Genomic DNA, 14956 nt, shown 5'->3' on the forward strand with positions numbered 1-14956 from the left:
CCGCTGTGCAAGGCACCTTGTCTCGCGCAGCCTTTCCAAGGACATGTGATGAGCAGTTTCGACTTCGACCTTTTCGTGATCGGTGGCGGCAGCGGCGGCGTGCGCGCCGCGCGCATGGCCGCGCAACGCGGCGCGCGTGTGGCGCTGGCCGAGGTGCTGGGCACCGATGGCCTGGGCGGCACCTGCGTGAACGTGGGTTGCATCCCGAAGAAGCTCTACAGCTACGCGGCGCACTACGGCGAAGGCTTTGAAGAGTCCCACGGCTTCGGCTGGGAGGGCGAAAAACCGGTGCTGAACTGGACCACCCTCAAGGCGAACCGCGCCAAAGAGATCACGCGCCTCAACGGTGTCTACGGCAACCTGCTGCGCGGCTCGGGCGTGACGGTGTTCGACGCCTTCGCGCGCCTCACCGGCCCGCACGGCATTGCGCTGGCCACGCTGAACGCCGACGGCTCCCCCGGCCACCAGGAATTCACCGCCCAACACATCCTGATCGCCACTGGCGGCACGCCGCACGTGCCGCATTTCGTGGGGCGCGAACACGCCATCACTTCCAACGAGATCTTCGATCTGGAACCTTTTCCGCAGCGCCTGCTGGTGGTGGGTGGCGGCTACATCGCCAGCGAATTCGCCTCCATCTTCAACGGCCTGGGCTCCAAGGTGACGCAGCTCTACCGCGGCGAACAAATCCTGCGCGGCTTCGACGACGAGATCCGCCACTTTGTGGCCGGCGAGATGCGCAAGGCCGGTGTGGACCTGCGCCTGAACGCCGACGTGGTCGACATCCGCAAGACCGCCGACGGTCTGCGCGTGGAGTGCGAAGGCGGCGGCGTGGTCATGGCCGATGCGGTGCTCTACGCCACCGGCCGTGTGCCCAATGTGCAGGACCTCGGACTGGACACCGTGGGTGTGGCCCAGGGGCCGCAGGGTGAGGTGATCGTGGACGCGCACTACCGCACCAACGTGCCCTCGGTGTTCGCTGTGGGCGACGTGACCAACCGCGTGCAACTCACACCAGTGGCGCTCGGCGAGGCCATGGTGGTGGTGGACCAGCTGTTCGGCCCGGCCGCTGGCAAACCGCCGCGCAGCATGGCCTACGAGTTCATCCCCACCGCCGTGTTCACGCACCCGAGCATCGGCACCGTGGGGTACAGCGAACATGGCGCGCGCGCGAAGTTCGGCAACGTGACCATTTTCCGCAGCGAGTTCAAGGCGCTCAAACACACACTCTCGGGCAGCACCGAGCGCACGCTCATGAAGCTGGTGGTGGACACCGCGAGCGACCGCGTGGTGGGCCTGCACATGGTGGGCGCCGAGGCGGGCGAGATCGTGCAGGGCTTTGCGGTCGCCATGAAGGCGGGTGCGACCAAGGCGGTGTTCGACAGCACCATCGGCATCCACCCCACTGCGGCAGAGGAGTTCGTGACGATGCGAGACGCTGTCAAGAGTTGAATCAGACCCCGTTCGCCCTGAGCCTGTCGAAGGGCTCTCGCGGTGCCACCCAGAACTTCACAGCGCGAACAGCAACACCATCACCAGTGCCGTGTGCGCCCACAAGCCCGGCAGAAACCACAGCGCATAAGTCCGCCCACCCACCAGCGCGGCGGTCACGCTCTTGCTCAGGGCGTGCACCGCCAGCGCCCCCATCACGGCCTGGTGGCCAATCGGCGCGGGTGGGCCCGTGGTGAACACCGCCGCCAGCGCCGAATGCAGATCGGCCAGCGCGCCGAGCAGGCTGCCGACAATCAACCCGGCCTCACCCAGCCACAGCGTGAGCGCGTGCACCAGCACCTGAATGCCCGCGAGCAGGGCCGCCACCGCAACAGCACCCTTCAGGCTGAACATGCGTTCGTCTTGTTCCACGGCCACGGGTGCGTCTTCTGAAGGCGCGCCGCGCACCAGCCACACGCCCAATCCCAGCGCCAGCAAGGCACCGGCCAGCGCCGGCCACACCAGGTGCGCCAACCACGCCGGCTGCACGGCGGCCGCCACCAGCAGCAACTGCAGCTGCGTCGACACACAGCTGAGCAGCGCGCCGCCGGCCATCAGGCGTGCACCGCTGCGGCCTTCGCGCACGGCCAGGCCCAGCGTGGCGATGGTGGCCGTGCTCGACACAAAGCCCGAGGCCAGGGCCGAGAGCGCCACCGCGTGGCGCGCCTGCAGCAGCCGGCGCGCCAGGTGGGCGGCGGCCTGCACGCCCAGCAACAAGGCCAGCAGCTGCACGATGAGGTGCGGGTTGAGCGTGTTGCCCCACAAAGGCCGGTCGGGCACCAGCGGCAGGGCCAGCAGCACCAGCGCTGCGAGCACGATGCCGTCGCGCACCTCGGCCGGGCGCAGCCAGTGGCGCGCCAACTGGTGCATGCGCTCGCGGCTGAAGAGCACGGCCGTCAAGCCCACCGCAAGGCCGGCGGCCAGTGGCGGGCTCCAGCTGCACAACACACCGATCAGGTAGGTGAGCAGCAAGGCCACCTCGGTGGTGACGCCGGGGTCGTCGGAGCGGTCGCGAAAGTAGGCCACCGCGCCGAGTGCGGCCACAAACAAGGCGCCGGCCACGATCACGCCGTTGATCTGGGTGATGGCGGCCGCTGCGCCGGTGACACAGGTGAGCGCGAAGGTGCGCAAACCCGCCAGCGCCCTGCCCGGCCCCTCGCCCTTGCGGCGCTCGCGCTCCACGCCGATCAACAGGCCGCAGCCCAGCGCCGCGGCCAGCGTGGCGGCGGCCTGGGACAGATCGGGAATGGTGAGGCTCATCGTGTCATGCGGGCTCTCTGGTGCAGAGCCACAATAAGCCCATGCACAAGACACCCGACTTTACCGCTCCGATTTTCCTCAACGACCCGGCCGCCGCCCTGCGCCAGGTGCAGCGCATCTACCACGACAACGTGGAATTCTTGCGCCAGGCCATGCGCGACTTTGTGGCCGGTGGCGACTTCACCCAGGCCCGCGTGCGCGCCTGCTACCCCTACGTGAGGCTGCACACGCACAGCGTGTCGCGCCAGGGCAGCAGCAGCCTGCCGCTGAGCCGCCTGAGCTACGGTTTTGTGGCCGGCCCCGGCCGCTTCGAGACCACACTCACCCGCCCCGACCTCTACAGCGACTACTACCTGGAGCAGTTCCGCCTGCTGCTGGCCAACCACGGCGGTGAGCTCGAGGTGGGCACCAGCACGCAGCCCATTCCGATCCATTTCTCGTTCGCCGAACACGACCACGTGGAAGGCAGCCTCACCGCAGAACGACGCGCCTTCATGCGCGACGTGTTCGACCTGCCCGACCTCACCGCCATGGACGACGGCATCGCCAACGGCACCCACGAGCCCAAGCCCGGCGAGGCCCACCCGCTCTCGTTGTTCACAGCACCGCGCGTGGACTACTCGCTGCAGCGCCTGCGCCACTACACCGGCACCGCGCCCGAGTGGTTCCAGAACTTCGTGCTGTTCACCAACTACCAGTTCTACATCGACGAGTTCATCAAGCTCGGCCACGCCGAGATGGCCAAACCCGACAGCGAGTACATCGCGTTTGTGGAGCCGGGCAACGTGGTGATGCGCCGCGCCGGCCTGGCCGCCGAGCCTGGCGACGAGCTCGGCCATGCGCCGCCGCGCCTGCCGCAGATGCCGGGCTACCACCTCATGCGCGCTGACCGCAGCGGCATCACCATGGTCAACATCGGCGTGGGCCCGGCCAACGCCAAGACCATCACCGATCACATCGCCGTGCTGCGCCCGCACGCCTGGCTCATGCTCGGCCATTGCGCGGGCCTGCGCACCAGCCAGCAGCTGGGCGACTACGTGCTGGCCCACGCGTACGTGCGCGAAGACCACGTGCTCGACGAAGAACTGCCGCTGTGGGTGCCGATCCCCGCGCTGGCCGAGATCCAGCTCGCACTCGAAGCCGCCGTGGCCGACGTGACCGGCGTGCCGCCGGCCGAGCTCAAACGCATCATGCGCACCGGCACCGTGGCCAGCACCGACAACCGCAACTGGGAGCTGCTGCCCGACAACAAACCGCAGCGCCGGTTTTCACAGTCGCGCGCCGTGGCGCTCGACATGGAAAGCGCCACCATCGCCGCCAACGGCTTCCGCTTCCGCGTGCCCTACGGCACCCTGCTGTGCGTGAGCGACAAACCCCTGCACGGCGAGATCAAGCTGCCCGGCATGGCCAACCACTTCTACCGCGAGCGCGTGGACCAGCACCTGCGCATCGGCATCCGCGCCATCGACATCCTGCGCGAAGGCGGGCCGGACCAGCTGCACAGCCGGAAGTTGCGGAGTTTTGCCGAAGTTGCGTTCCAGTGAGTTCGCCACGTTGCTCCGAACCGTGACAGGTTGGGCGCCAAACCATCAGGACAGCCTTGCTTTTGCCACGAATAACTGATATTTTTCGTGGCAAAAATGGGCAAGCACACCGAATCTGTCGACACCTTGGTCCTGCAGCGCATCGAGTCGCACGGGCCGGGCTGGGTGTTCACGCCGGGCGACTTTGCCGACCTGGGCACACGCACGGCGGTGGCCAGCGCTCTCAAACGACACAAGGCGGCGGGGCACATCCGCCTGCTGGGTCGAGGCCTGTACGACGTGCCGCGTCAACACGCCCTGTTGGGCACGCTGTGGCCCGCCATTGAAACGGTGGCGCAAGCCCTGGAGCGCAAGGACGGGCTGAGACTGCAACCCTCCGGCGTGTATGCAGCCAACCTGCTAAGCCTGTCGGAGCAGGTACCAGCCAAGGCGGTGTTCCTCACCGACGGCGCCACACGCAGAGTGAAGGTGGGGCCCACCGAAATCCAGCTCAAACGCACCACGCCGCGCCACATGGCGGCGGCAGGTCGGCTCAGCGGGTTGCTGATCCAGGCCTTTCGCAGCCTGGGGCCAGACCACATCACGCCGCAGCGCATCGAACAACTGCGCCAACGACTCCCGGCGCCGGAGCGCCTTCAGATCTTGAAGGACGTTGCCCTGGCACCTGAATGGATGCACAACCACCTTCGCGAAGTGGCCCGCCCATGATCAACGGCTTCGAAACCCTGTCGGTGGAAGACCGCCAACTGGCACTCAGCGACGCAGCACTGCGTTTGCGCATGGACGCCGTGATTCTGGAAAAGGACTTCTGGGTTTCCTGGCTGCTGGGCTTGCTCTTCGCCGCGCCCGAACTGGCGCCGCACCTCGTGTTCAAGGGCGGCACCTCGCTGTCCAAGGTGTTCGGCGTGATCGACCGGTTTTCAGAAGACATCGATCTCTGCCTGGCGCCCGGGTTCGTGGGTGCAGACGCTGCAGGCTTTGATGCGCTGGGCAGCCGCGTGAAGCGCGACGCGGCGGTGCTGGACATGCAGCGGCTGTGCGCCCAGAAGGCGCAGGCGGTGGTGTTGCCGTTGCTGGAGCAGACAATCACGCGGCGCCTGGGCAAAGCACCGGCGGGCCAATGGCTGCGCTACGAGTTGGACGCGGACGCGAAGTCGCCCATCATCTACTTCGGCTACCCCTCCGCGCAGCGCGGCGGTTTCGCCTACGTGGCGCGCGAGGTGAAGCTGGAGTTGGGCACGCTGACCGACCAGCAGCCTACCGAGATGCATCCGGTGCGCCCGCTGCTGGCCGACGCGTTCCCCGCACTGTTTGGCGACTGGAACTGTTCGGTGACGGCGCTGGCCCTGCAACGCACCTTCTGGGAAAAGGCGACAATCCTGCACGCTGAATTTCACCGCCCACCCGAATCGCCCACGCCCGACCGGTATGCGCGCCACTACTTCGACATGGTGAGGCTGCTGGGCCACGCACAAGCCGCCACCTTGCTTGCCGACAAGGCCCAATGCGACCGGGTGGTGGACTGGAAGAGCCGCGTGTTTGCCCGGGGCTGGGCACGCTACGACCAGGCGCGCCACGGCAGTTTCCGGCTGGTTCCACCGCAGGCGCGTCAGGCTGCCTTGGCGCGGGACTACGCGACGATGCGGCCGATGTTCATCTCGGAGCCACCACCCTTCGCCGAACTGATGCGTCGGCTCACCGAGGCCGAATACCAACTCAACCAGCAGGTCAGAGCTGAACCGACCGCCCGATGAACTGGATCGGTCCGGTGGGCCTTCCCGTGGGCGAGCCGTTGTAAGGCTCCACGGTGATTTCGAACAGCTGGTTGGGCTCCAGCGGAGGCAGTTTGTCGAGCGGGATCTCGATCGGTTTGCCCGGCTCCACCAGACCCAGCGAGACCGGCGCGCTCCAGCTGTCGGCCTTGGTCCAGAACTGCAGCGAGCGCTGCGCGGGCACCGGCTCGGGCGCCACCGGGATCAGCTTCAGGCGTTGCGGGCTGCTGGTCTGCACCACCCAGCCGGGCGCTGTGCCTTGCGGGGCCACCAGCACCACCATGAATTGCGGGCGCGCGGGCGCAAACAGCCCCACCGCGGGGGCGATGGCCATCACGCTGGCGGCGGCAAAACCGGTGGCGGCGGCGAAGCGCCAGAAGGCCACGCTGTTCCACCAGTGGCTCAGGCCGCCCTGCTTGGCGGCGGGTGCTGCGCGTTGCGTCGCAGGCAGGTTGTTTTCAATGCGTTGCCACAGCGCGGCCGATGGCTCCACCGGCTCCACGAGTTGTGTGAGGGGCTGCAGTTTCGCTTCCCATTGCTGCACGGCGGTGCGCAGCATGGCGTCTTTGGGCAGGCGTTCTTCGACCTCGATGCGCTGGCCGGCGGACAGCGTGCCGAGCACGTAATCCGCCGCCAATTGCTGAAGTGAATCAAGGCTCATCGTGGAACCTCCGTGCTGCGCACGGCGGTGCGAGCTGGCTTGGGGCGGCCCGGCGCGGCGCTCATGCCAAACACTCCTTGAGCGAAGCCATGCCCCTGCGTATCCAGGCTTTCACCGAGCCCAGCGGTGCGCTCAGGCGTTCGGCGATCTCGGCGTGGGTGCAGCCGTCCAGGTAGGCGAGCAGCACGCAATTGCGCTTGGCCACGTCCAGGCGTTCCAGGCAGTGGTCGAGCTGCCCCAGCGTGGAGCGCATGGAAAAGGCGTCGAGCATGTCGGGTGCGGCCTGGGGTTCAGCGTCCTGCAAATCGTCGAGAAGTTCTTCGTCCACCGACACGGTGCGGGCACTGGCGCGCACCGCGCTCAAGGCGCCATTGCGCACGATGGTGCACATCCAGCCTCGGCCTTCGCCACGTTGGGGATCGAAGGTGGAGGCGCGGTTCCAGATCGCCATGAAGGCGTCGTGCAACACGTCTTCGGCAGCAGCGCGGTCGCGCACGATGCGCAAGGCCACACCCATCAGGAAGCGGTTTTCGCGTTCGTAAAGGCGCCTCAGAGCGCTCTGGTCGCCGCGCGCGCAGGCGGCCAGCGCGGCGTTGTGATCAAAAGGCGTGGGGTCGTTGGTGGGCACAGGCGACGGTCGGACCAGCGGATCGATCGGACGCCGGGCACCCCGTTGATGGGGTACCCGGCAGGGTTGCCGACGATGGTACCCGAGGGTCTGCCTCAACCGGCTGGCCGGCGCCACACGACGCCGGCCAGCGGGCATCACACAGCCTTGTAGAAGATGTAGTCGGCCTGGTACTTCACGATCTGCTTGGTACCCATGTTGGCGGCACCGCAGGCTGCGGCCGGTGCAACACCGCCCACAGTGGCCACGCGCTGCACATAGGTCACGCCGGTCATGGCGCCGGTGCCCATGGCGGGGTTGGCCTTCACCAGTTGCAGCGGGATGGCGCCGGCGGATGCCGGGGCCACGGCCACTTGCGTGCCGGTGAACTTGGAGCCGTCGTTGCTCTGCCAGGTGGCGGGTGGGCCGTAGTAGGTGCCCACTTGTTTGCCCGAGCGGTCCATCAGCTTGGCGTCGGGGCCGACGAAGACCCATTCAAACTGGCCAGCCATGTTGGCTTTGGCGCGGCATTCGTAGGTGATGTCGCCAGCGCCCACGGTTTCCATGACCACCTTGTGGCCCATGGGCACCTGCACCGAAGCGGGCAGCATGGCTTGCGAATACATCATGGGCGCGGGGCCGGTGGCGCAAGCGGTGAGGGCCAGGGCGGCTGCGGCGGCCAGGGTGGACTTGATCAGCATGGGAAAACTCCTTGATGGTGGGTTGTGGACAGCGGCAAAAGAAAGAGCCACTGCTTCCACTACTCGCCAACAAGGCATTTGGATGCAGCCGGATGCAAAAAAATTGCCGAACCGGTGTCAGGCCTGGCGTGGCCGCACCGCCGAGGCTGCCAGTTTGGCCTGGGTGCGGGCCTTCTCCACATCGGCATCAAACGCCAGCGCCACACCCATGCGGCGCTTGGTGAAACTCTCGGGTTTGCCGAACAGGCGCACCTCGGTTTGCGGCACGCGCAGGGCTTCGTCCACACCATCGAACGCGATGCCGGCAGCGTCCACACCGCCGTAAATCACGGCGCTGGCGCCCGGGCTCTTGAGCGCGGTGCTCACGGGCAGGCCCAGGATGGCGCGCGCGTGCAGTTCAAACTCGTTCTGCCACTGCGTGATCATGGTGACCATGCCGGTGTCGTGCGGGCGCGGGCTCACCTCGCTGAACCAGACCTGGTCGCCTTTGACGAACAGCTCAACGCCGTACAAGCCCTGTCCACCGAGGTCGTCGGTCACGGCCTTGGCCACGCGGCGCGACTCGGTCAGCGCGGCGGGCGTCATGGGGTGGGGCTGCCAGCTCTCCACGTAGTCACCACTCACCTGCACATGGCCGATGGGGTCGCAGAAGTGGGTTTCGATCTGGCCGTCGGCGCCGAGCGCGCGCACGGTGAGCTGGGTGATCTCGTAGTCGAAGTCGATGAAGCCTTCCACGATGATGCGGCCCGGGCCGACACGGCCGCCCGACATGGCGTAGTCCCAGGCCTTCTGCACGTCGGCCGGGCCGTCGATCTTGCTCTGGCCCTTGCCGCTGCTGCTCATCACTGGCTTGACGATGCACGGATACCCGATACCACCATCGATAGCGGCCTGCAGCTCGTCCAGCGAGTCGCAAAACTTGTACGGGCTGGTCGGCAGGCCCAGCGTTTCAGCGGCCAGACGGCGAATGCCTTCGCGGTCCATGGTCAGGCGCGCGGCGCGCGCCGTGGGAATCACGCGCACCACACCGGCGGCTTCCAGCTCTTGCAGCATGGGCGTGGCAATGGCTTCAATCTCGGGCACCACCAGGTGCGGGCGCTCGGCCTCGATCAGCGCCTTGAGTTGCGCCGGATCGCTCATGGTGATGGTGCGCGCGTGGTGCGCCACCTGCTGGCCCGGCGCGTTCTCGTAGCGGTCGACCGCGATGGTCTCCACGCCCAGGCGCTGCAGCGCGATCAGCACCTCCTTGCCCAGTTCGCCCGAGCCGAGCAGCATGACCTTGGTGGCCGAAGGAGACAAAGGGGTGCCCAGCGTGGTCATGTGAAGCTCCAGAAAAAAGAAAAGATCAGAGGGCGCTGCCCATGGCCTCGCCCAGGCGCACCGCATTGCCCGGTGCCCAGTCGGGGTTGAAGGCGATGGTGTCGCGCGGCCAGAGCAGCACCACGGTGGAGCCGAGCAGGAAGCGGCCCATCTCGTCGCCGCGCTGGAACACCACCGGCGCATCGTCGTAGTTCCAGGTGCGTACCTGGCCCGGGCGCGGCGGGTTCACCACACCGTGCCAGGTGGTGGCCATGCTGCCCACGATGGTGGCGCCCACCAGCACCTGCGCAAACGGCACGGTGGTCTCACCCACTTGCAGGTCGAACACGCACACCACGCGCTCGTTGCGCGCAAACAGCCCGGGCACGCCCTGCGCTGTGGCCGGATTCACCGAGAACAGGTCGCCCGGCACGTGGACCATCTGCCGCAGGCGCGCGCCAGCCGGCATGTGGATGCGGTGGTAGTCCTTGGGGCTGAGGTAGATGGTGGCGAACGACCCGTCGTCGAACAGCGCGGCCAGAGAAGCGTCGCCACCCACCAGCGCGCGCGTGCTGTAGGTGTGGCCCTTGGCCTGGTAGATCTGGTCGCGCGTGATGGCGCCGAACTGGCTGATCGCACCGTCCACCGGGCAGATGAACGCCGCGTCGGCCAGCGGGCGGGCACCGGGCTTCAGGGCGCGGGTGAAGAACTCGTTGAAATTGCCGTAGGCGGTGGGGTCCGGGTTCGCCGCCTCGGCCATGTTCACGCTGTATTTGCGAATGAAGCGGCGGACGATCCACTGCGTGATGGCCCCCCAGCGGCCATTGGCGACCCAGCCTCCAAACTCGGTGAGCGCACGCTTCGGAAACAGGTATTGCAGGGAAACGGCGAGGGACATCGGTGGGTGGGCAATGAAGACAAGACCCTGTCGGGCAGCCCCGCATTGTAGGGGCCGACCTCCCGGCGCAGGGGTCGCGCGGGCACAATCCCGCACCATGACGCAAGCCTTGTTTGAATGCCGACACCTCATCAAACGTTACGGCGACAGCACGGTGGTGAACGACCTGAGTTTTGCCATCGAGCCCGGCGAGTGCCTGGGCGTGATCGGGCCCAACGGCGCCGGCAAGACCACCACCATCCGCATGTGCCTGGGCCTCACCACCCCCGACGCCGGCCGCATCACCGCCTTTGGCCTGGACATGCCGCGCGACGCACTCGCCATCAAGGCGCAGCTGGGTGTGGTGAGCCAGATGGACACGCTGGACCCGGACTTCGACTGCGCCGAGAACCTGCTGGTCTATGGCCGCTACTTCGGTCTGCCGGCGGCCCAGGTGCGCGCGCGCATCCCGCAGTTGCTCGAATTCGCCGCGCTCTCACACAAGGCGCAGGCCAAACCGGGCGAACTCTCGGGTGGCATGAAGCGGCGCCTGTCGCTGGCGCGTGCGCTGGTGAACGACCCCCGGCTGTTGATGCTGGACGAGCCCACCACCGGCCTGGACCCGCAGGCGCGCCACCTGATGTGGGAACGCCTGCAACTGCTGCTGCAACAGGGCAAGAGCATCTTGCTGACCACCCACTTCATGGACGAAGCCGAGCGCCTGTGTTCGCGCCTGCTGGTGCTGGACCACGGCCGAAAGATCGCCGAAGGCAAGCCGCGCGAACTGATCGCGCAGCACCTGGAGCCCGATGTGGTGGAGGTGTATGGCCAGGGCGCGATTGCGTTGGCCCAGGCCGAGGAACACGCCGCCGTGCGCGCGCTGGCAGCGCGTGTGGAGGTGAGTGGAGAGACGGTATTTTTCTACACCGCGCAGGCCATGCCGCTGCTCGCGGCGCTGGGCGCGCACCCGCAGCTGCGCACATTGCACCGGCCGGCGAACCTGGAGGATCTGTTCCTCAAGCTCACCGGCCGACAAATCAGGGAAGACGGTTAGACCATGAACACACAGACACTGGCGGCAACGCCATCCCACTGGTCACCACCACATCTGTCCATGCGCTGGTGGCCGGTGTTTCTGCGCAACCTGCTTGTCTGGAAGAAGCTTGCCATCCCCAGTCTGGTGGGCAACATCGCAGAACCACTCATGTGGTTGGTGGCGTTCGGTTACGGCATGGGTGCGTTGGTCGGGCAGGTACCAATGAACACGCCGCAAGGCGCGGTGGCGGTGCCCTACATCCTGTTTCTCGCCAGCGGCAGCATCTGCATGAGCGCCATGAACGCGGCCAGCTTCGAGGCGCTGTACTCGGCCTTCTCGCGCATGCACGTGCAGAAAACCTGGGACGGCATCATGAACGCGCCGGTGAGCCTGGACGATGTGGTGCTGGCGGAAATGTTGTGGGCCGGCTTCAAGGCCTTGTTTTCAGTGACGGCGATCATGGGCGTGATGCTTGCGCTGGGCATCAGCCATTCACCCAAACTGCTGCTGGCCTGGCCGGTGCTGCTGGGCGTGGGCATCACGTTCTCGTGCATCGCCCTGGTGTTCAACGCGCTGGCCAAGGGCTACGACTTCTTCACCTACTACTTCACGCTGTTCCTCACGCCGATGATGTTCCTCTCGGGCGTCTTCTTTCCGCGGGAACAGTTGCCAGTGGTGGTGCGCCATGTGTCTGACTGGCTGCCACTGACCAACGCGGTGGAACTGGTGCGACCCTTGTTCATGGACCAGTGGCCTGCGCAGCCCTGGCTGCATGCGGGCGTGCTGCTGGTCTACACCGTGGCAGCGTTCTGGCTCGCCCTTGCGCTCACACGCAGGCGCTTTGCCAAATAGTCTTCAGTGAACGGTCTGCAGCGCAGGCTGGGCGTCCATGTACAGCTCGGCGCCGGAGTCCATGAACTCTTCGGCTTCGATCACGGCGTCGAAGTCGCGGGCGGCATCAAAAATCTTGGGGATCAGCGGCTTGTCGAGTGGACGGCAGATGCGCTGGCGCAGGCCGCGCAGGTTGGCGCTGGTCTCCATGGCGTGGATCACGGCTTCCGGATCGAGCATGAGGACGAAGGGATTGAGGCGGCTGGATGGGGTGGACATGGTGGGCTCCTGAGGGAATGCAGTGGGTGTTTCAAATCGGGTGTCGATGAAACAAACTGTATCGGGGGGCTCACAGGGCGTTAAGTCGGCGCAGCCCCATTCCCGCTGTAAGAAGTTGCCTGACACGGCGTCCGGGCCCCCTACACACCCGGCGTGAACAAAGTCACGGCCCGCCGCATCACGGCCCCGTGCGAAGGGCCTCCACACTGGCCCGCACCACGGCCTGCACGCTGCCGCTCTCCTTGTACTGGTTGCGCAGAAAGGTGGCGTGGTTGCCCACGCGCCCTGCGGTGCGCTCGATCTCATCGAGCGCGGCCATCGAATTGAGCGCCTGACCGTGTGGTGTGATCTTGCGAAGCGTGGCCAGAATGTCTTCGCGGATGCTGATCTGCTCGCGCGTCTTGGGATTGACCATCATGCCGTCGAGCCCGAAGCGGCAGGCCTGAAAACGGTTGTAGGTGTAGACGAGGTAATCGTCTTCTTCCGGTGGTGGCTCGTTGCGCTCCAGCAGGTGGCGGCACAGCGCCTGCAAGTAACACGCAAGACCCGCAGCGCGCTCCACCGTGAGCGGTGTGTCGCACACGCGCAGCTCGATCGTGCCGTACTCGGGCTTGGGCCGGATGTCCCAGTAAAAGTCCTTCATGGACTTGACCACACCGGTGCTCTCCATCTTGGTGAAGTACACGTTGGCAAACTCGTCCCAGCTCAGGGTGAACGGTGCGCGACCACTCAGGGGAAATGCAAACACCGAGTTCAGGCGCGCCGAGTCGAACAGCGTATCCACCCCCTGCGAAAACGGCGACGAAGCCGACAGCGCGATGAAGTGCGGCACGTAACGGTTGAGCGAGTGCAGCAGGAACAGCGCCTCGTCGGCGTTGGAGCAACCGATGTGCACGTGTTGCCCGAACACGGTGAACTGTTTGGCCAAGTAGCCATACAGGCCCGAGAGCTCCTGGAAGCGTGGCTTGGAAAAAATGCGCTGCTCGAACCAGCGCTGAAAGGGGTGCGTGCCCCCGCCCGCGATCTCGATGTTGAGCCGGTCACCGGCGTGCACCAGCGTGTCGCGGATCTGCTGCAGCTGCGCGAGCAGCGGGCCGTGTTCGCGCTGGATGTCGGTGGCGATCTCGATCATGCTTTGTGTCATCTCGGGCGTGACCACCCCCGGGAACGGCTTGCGCTTGAGCAGTTCCAGCAGGTCGTTGGCGCTGCTGGAGAGGTCGAGGTCGTAGGTGTTGACGAGCTGCAGTTCGAGCTCCACGCCCATGGTCAGCGAATCGGACGGCTTGAATGTTTCCAACGGCATGGCTTATTCCTTGGTGACGTGGGTTTCGTGGGCGGTCATCAGCGCACGCTGCGTGACCACCGGCCCCAGCAGTTCCTGCACCAGCATCATTCCGGCCATGGCCGAGAGCACCGCCACCGCCGGCGCAAAGCCGTAGAGGCGGGTCTGCTCCAGCAACAAAATGGCAAAGGCCGACATGGGCGTGAGCGCCAGCCCCGTGAGCACACCCTTGCGCTCGGTGATGCCGGAGAGGCGCGCGGCCACGAGGTTGCAGCCCACCTTGGAGGCCGTGCGCACCGCAATCAGCAGCAGCCCCATGAGCATGCCGGCGCCCACGTCGGCCCAGTTCAGCAGCGAGGCGATGTAGACAAACAGGAACACCGAGAGCAGGTCGCCCGCGGTGCCGAAATCGCGCTGTGCGTTGGTGAGGTGCACGCGCCGCTCGCGCGCCACGATGCCGAAGGAGAGCGCGGCCAGCAGCGGCGAGAGCTTGAGGCCGTAGGCGGCCGTGGTGAGCAACAGCACGGCCAGGGCAAACACCACCGTGACGCCACGCTCGTGCGTGTTGCGCTGGCGCAGCAGCCACGGCACGGCCACCCCCAGCAGCGCGCCGATGGCCACCGAGGTGGCCACCACGTACATGCTGCCAAAGGCCGCCATCACCAAGTCGCCCGAGGTGCTGAGATACCAGTAACCCACCACGAGCTTGAGCGCCACGGCCGACAGGATGCAGTTGATCGCGCACAGGTGCAGCACGCGCTCGGTGACCTGGCCCGCGCTGCGCAGCTCGTTGGCCACGCGCACCACACCGGCCGGCGAGGCCGAGATGGAGAGCGCCGCGATGATGAGGCGGTGGTCCACCGGCAGATCAAACCAGCCGCTCACCCAGTAGATGAGGCCGAAGGTGACGAAGGACTCGACCACGCCGAGCGCCAGCATCCAGGGGTTGTGGCGGAACCAGCGCAGGTTGATGCGGTAGCCGAGTTCAAACAGCACCAGCGAGAGCGCCACGTTGGCCAGAAACGGCAGGCCGGGCACATCGGTGGTGAGGCCGGGCAGGTTGACCAGGCCTCCGATCAGGCCCACGCCCACGTAACTGGTGACACGCGGAATGTGCCAGCGCTCGAACAAGAGCTCGGCCAGAAACCAGGCCAGCAGCAGAACCAGCGGCCAGGCGATGGACTGCAACAGAAAAGCAAAATCGGTGACCATGGCAGGCTCTCCAGGATGGGGTCTGTGGGATGGCGCTCCCGGGTGCGATACACCGCAGGACCACCAGGCAAACCGGCATCAGCGTGGCGCTGACTTGTACACCG

At 66.4% G+C, this 14956-nt stretch carries 15 protein-coding genes; 6 read left to right on the forward strand and 9 right to left on the reverse strand.

Annotation, left to right across the window (positions count from 1 at the left end):
* The first annotated feature begins 48 nt into the window (after positions 1 to 48).
* Positions 49 to 1452 carry a glutathione-disulfide reductase gene (gene gorA, locus ACN4F8_RS12815; RefSeq protein WP_419473942.1) on the forward strand — a complete coding sequence of 468 codons (1404 nt, stop codon included), beginning with the start codon at positions 49 to 51 and terminating at the stop codon, positions 1450 to 1452.
* A 57-nt stretch (positions 1453 to 1509) separates the two neighbouring features.
* Here gorA and ACN4F8_RS12820 read toward each other — a convergent pair whose 3' ends face one another.
* Positions 1510 to 2751: an MgtC/SapB family protein gene (locus tag ACN4F8_RS12820; RefSeq protein ID WP_419473943.1), complete on the reverse strand. Its 1242-nt coding sequence runs from the start codon at positions 2749 to 2751 to the stop codon at positions 1510 to 1512.
* Positions 2752 to 2792: 41 nt separating this feature from the next.
* On the opposite strand from ACN4F8_RS12820, the gene ACN4F8_RS12825 reads away from it, so the two are divergent.
* The 3 genes from ACN4F8_RS12825 to ACN4F8_RS12835 all read left to right on the forward strand — a co-directional run bounded on the left by ACN4F8_RS12825 (position 2793) and on the right by ACN4F8_RS12835 (position 6049).
* Positions 2793 to 4295 (forward strand): AMP nucleosidase, encoded by a 1503-nt coding sequence (locus ACN4F8_RS12825; RefSeq protein ID WP_419473944.1) that lies wholly within the window; start codon positions 2793 to 2795, stop codon positions 4293 to 4295.
* Between the two features lie 96 nt (positions 4296 to 4391).
* Positions 4392 to 5003: a DUF6088 family protein gene (locus ACN4F8_RS12830; protein WP_419473945.1), complete on the forward strand. Its 612-nt coding sequence runs from the start codon at positions 4392 to 4394 to the stop codon at positions 5001 to 5003.
* A complete protein-coding gene (locus tag ACN4F8_RS12835; RefSeq protein WP_419473946.1) occupies positions 5000 to 6049 on the forward strand; it encodes a nucleotidyl transferase AbiEii/AbiGii toxin family protein in 1050 nt (349 codons plus the stop codon). Before ACN4F8_RS12830 ends, ACN4F8_RS12835 begins: the two co-directional genes overlap by 4 nt.
* On the opposite strand, the gene ACN4F8_RS12840 is transcribed toward ACN4F8_RS12835, so the two are convergent.
* From ACN4F8_RS12840 to asd, 5 genes are all read right to left on the reverse strand, one after another.
* The gene (locus ACN4F8_RS12840) at positions 6024 to 6728 is read right to left on the reverse strand and encodes an anti-sigma factor (RefSeq protein ID WP_419473947.1); all 705 of its coding nucleotides are present in this window, start codon (positions 6726 to 6728) and stop codon (positions 6024 to 6026) included. The two genes, ACN4F8_RS12835 and ACN4F8_RS12840, sit on opposite strands and share 26 nt — an antisense overlap.
* A gap of 61 nt (positions 6729 to 6789) precedes the next feature.
* Positions 6790 to 7356, reverse strand: a complete 567-nt coding sequence (locus ACN4F8_RS12845; protein WP_419473948.1) for a sigma-70 family RNA polymerase sigma factor — start codon at positions 7354 to 7356, stop codon at positions 6790 to 6792.
* A gap of 137 nt (positions 7357 to 7493) precedes the next feature.
* A complete protein-coding gene (locus tag ACN4F8_RS12850) occupies positions 7494 to 8036 on the reverse strand; it encodes a DUF3455 domain-containing protein (protein ID WP_419473949.1) in 543 nt (180 codons plus the stop codon).
* A 117-nt stretch (positions 8037 to 8153) separates the two neighbouring features.
* A complete protein-coding gene (gene purT, locus ACN4F8_RS12855) occupies positions 8154 to 9356 on the reverse strand; it encodes a formate-dependent phosphoribosylglycinamide formyltransferase (protein ID WP_419473950.1) in 1203 nt (400 codons plus the stop codon).
* 25 nt (positions 9357 to 9381) lie between these two features.
* A complete protein-coding gene (gene asd, locus ACN4F8_RS12860; protein WP_419473951.1) occupies positions 9382 to 10233 on the reverse strand; it encodes an archaetidylserine decarboxylase in 852 nt (283 codons plus the stop codon).
* 97 nt (positions 10234 to 10330) lie between these two features.
* On the opposite strand from asd, the gene ACN4F8_RS12865 reads away from it, so the two are divergent.
* Positions 10331 to 11266, forward strand: a complete 936-nt coding sequence (locus tag ACN4F8_RS12865; protein ID WP_419473952.1) for an ATP-binding cassette domain-containing protein — start codon at positions 10331 to 10333, stop codon at positions 11264 to 11266.
* A 3-nt stretch (positions 11267 to 11269) separates the two neighbouring features.
* Positions 11270 to 12100, forward strand: coding sequence for an ABC transporter permease (locus ACN4F8_RS12870; RefSeq protein WP_419473953.1), 831 nt, complete (start codon positions 11270 to 11272; stop codon positions 12098 to 12100).
* A 3-nt stretch (positions 12101 to 12103) separates the two neighbouring features.
* Here the strand turns inward: ACN4F8_RS12870 and ACN4F8_RS12875 are convergent, their stop codons facing one another.
* The 3 genes from ACN4F8_RS12875 to ACN4F8_RS12885 all read right to left on the reverse strand — a co-directional run bounded on the left by ACN4F8_RS12875 (position 12104) and on the right by ACN4F8_RS12885 (position 14852).
* Entirely contained in the window at positions 12104 to 12358 is a 255-nt protein-coding gene (locus tag ACN4F8_RS12875) for a hypothetical protein (protein WP_419473954.1), read from the reverse strand.
* A gap of 178 nt (positions 12359 to 12536) precedes the next feature.
* Entirely contained in the window at positions 12537 to 13661 is a 1125-nt protein-coding gene (locus ACN4F8_RS12880) for a YbdK family carboxylate-amine ligase (protein ID WP_419473955.1), read from the reverse strand.
* Between the two features lie 3 nt (positions 13662 to 13664).
* On the reverse strand, positions 13665 to 14852 hold the full coding sequence (locus tag ACN4F8_RS12885) for a cation:proton antiporter (RefSeq protein WP_419473956.1): 1188 nt from the start codon (positions 14850 to 14852) through the stop codon (positions 13665 to 13667).
* Positions 14853 to 14956: the final 104 nt, after the last annotated feature.

Origin of the sequence: Hydrogenophaga sp. (assembly GCF_048549895.1) — a bacterium.
GTDB lineage: Bacteria > Pseudomonadota > Gammaproteobacteria > Burkholderiales > Burkholderiaceae_C > Hydrogenophaga.

What these genes read in the sequence shown, in the direction of transcription:
- purT (WP_419473950.1), bottom strand. Translation starts at nt 9,356, where the DNA reads ATGACCACGCTGGGCACCCCTTTGTCTCCTTCGGCCACCAAGGTCATG.
- ACN4F8_RS12825 (WP_419473944.1), top strand. Translation starts at nt 2,793, where the DNA reads ATGCACAAGACACCCGACTTTACCGCTCCGATTTTCCTCAACGACCCG.
- ACN4F8_RS12885 (WP_419473956.1), bottom strand. Translation starts at nt 14,852, where the DNA reads ATGGTCACCGATTTTGCTTTTCTGTTGCAGTCCATCGCCTGGCCGCTG.
- ACN4F8_RS12840 (WP_419473947.1), bottom strand. Translation starts at nt 6,728, where the DNA reads ATGAGCCTTGATTCACTTCAGCAATTGGCGGCGGATTACGTGCTCGGC.
- ACN4F8_RS12865 (WP_419473952.1), top strand. Translation starts at nt 10,331, where the DNA reads ATGACGCAAGCCTTGTTTGAATGCCGACACCTCATCAAACGTTACGGC.
- ACN4F8_RS12850 (WP_419473949.1), bottom strand. Translation starts at nt 8,036, where the DNA reads ATGCTGATCAAGTCCACCCTGGCCGCCGCAGCCGCCCTGGCCCTCACC.
- gorA (WP_419473942.1), top strand. Translation starts at nt 49, where the DNA reads ATGAGCAGTTTCGACTTCGACCTTTTCGTGATCGGTGGCGGCAGCGGC.
- ACN4F8_RS12880 (WP_419473955.1), bottom strand. Translation starts at nt 13,661, where the DNA reads ATGCCGTTGGAAACATTCAAGCCGTCCGATTCGCTGACCATGGGCGTG.
- ACN4F8_RS12820 (WP_419473943.1), bottom strand. Translation starts at nt 2,751, where the DNA reads ATGAGCCTCACCATTCCCGATCTGTCCCAGGCCGCCGCCACGCTGGCC.
- ACN4F8_RS12870 (WP_419473953.1), top strand. Translation starts at nt 11,270, where the DNA reads ATGAACACACAGACACTGGCGGCAACGCCATCCCACTGGTCACCACCA.
- ACN4F8_RS12875 (WP_419473954.1), bottom strand. Translation starts at nt 12,358, where the DNA reads ATGTCCACCCCATCCAGCCGCCTCAATCCCTTCGTCCTCATGCTCGAT.
- ACN4F8_RS12835 (WP_419473946.1), top strand. Translation starts at nt 5,000, where the DNA reads ATGATCAACGGCTTCGAAACCCTGTCGGTGGAAGACCGCCAACTGGCA.
- ACN4F8_RS12830 (WP_419473945.1), top strand. Translation starts at nt 4,392, where the DNA reads ATGGGCAAGCACACCGAATCTGTCGACACCTTGGTCCTGCAGCGCATC.
- asd (WP_419473951.1), bottom strand. Translation starts at nt 10,233, where the DNA reads ATGTCCCTCGCCGTTTCCCTGCAATACCTGTTTCCGAAGCGTGCGCTC.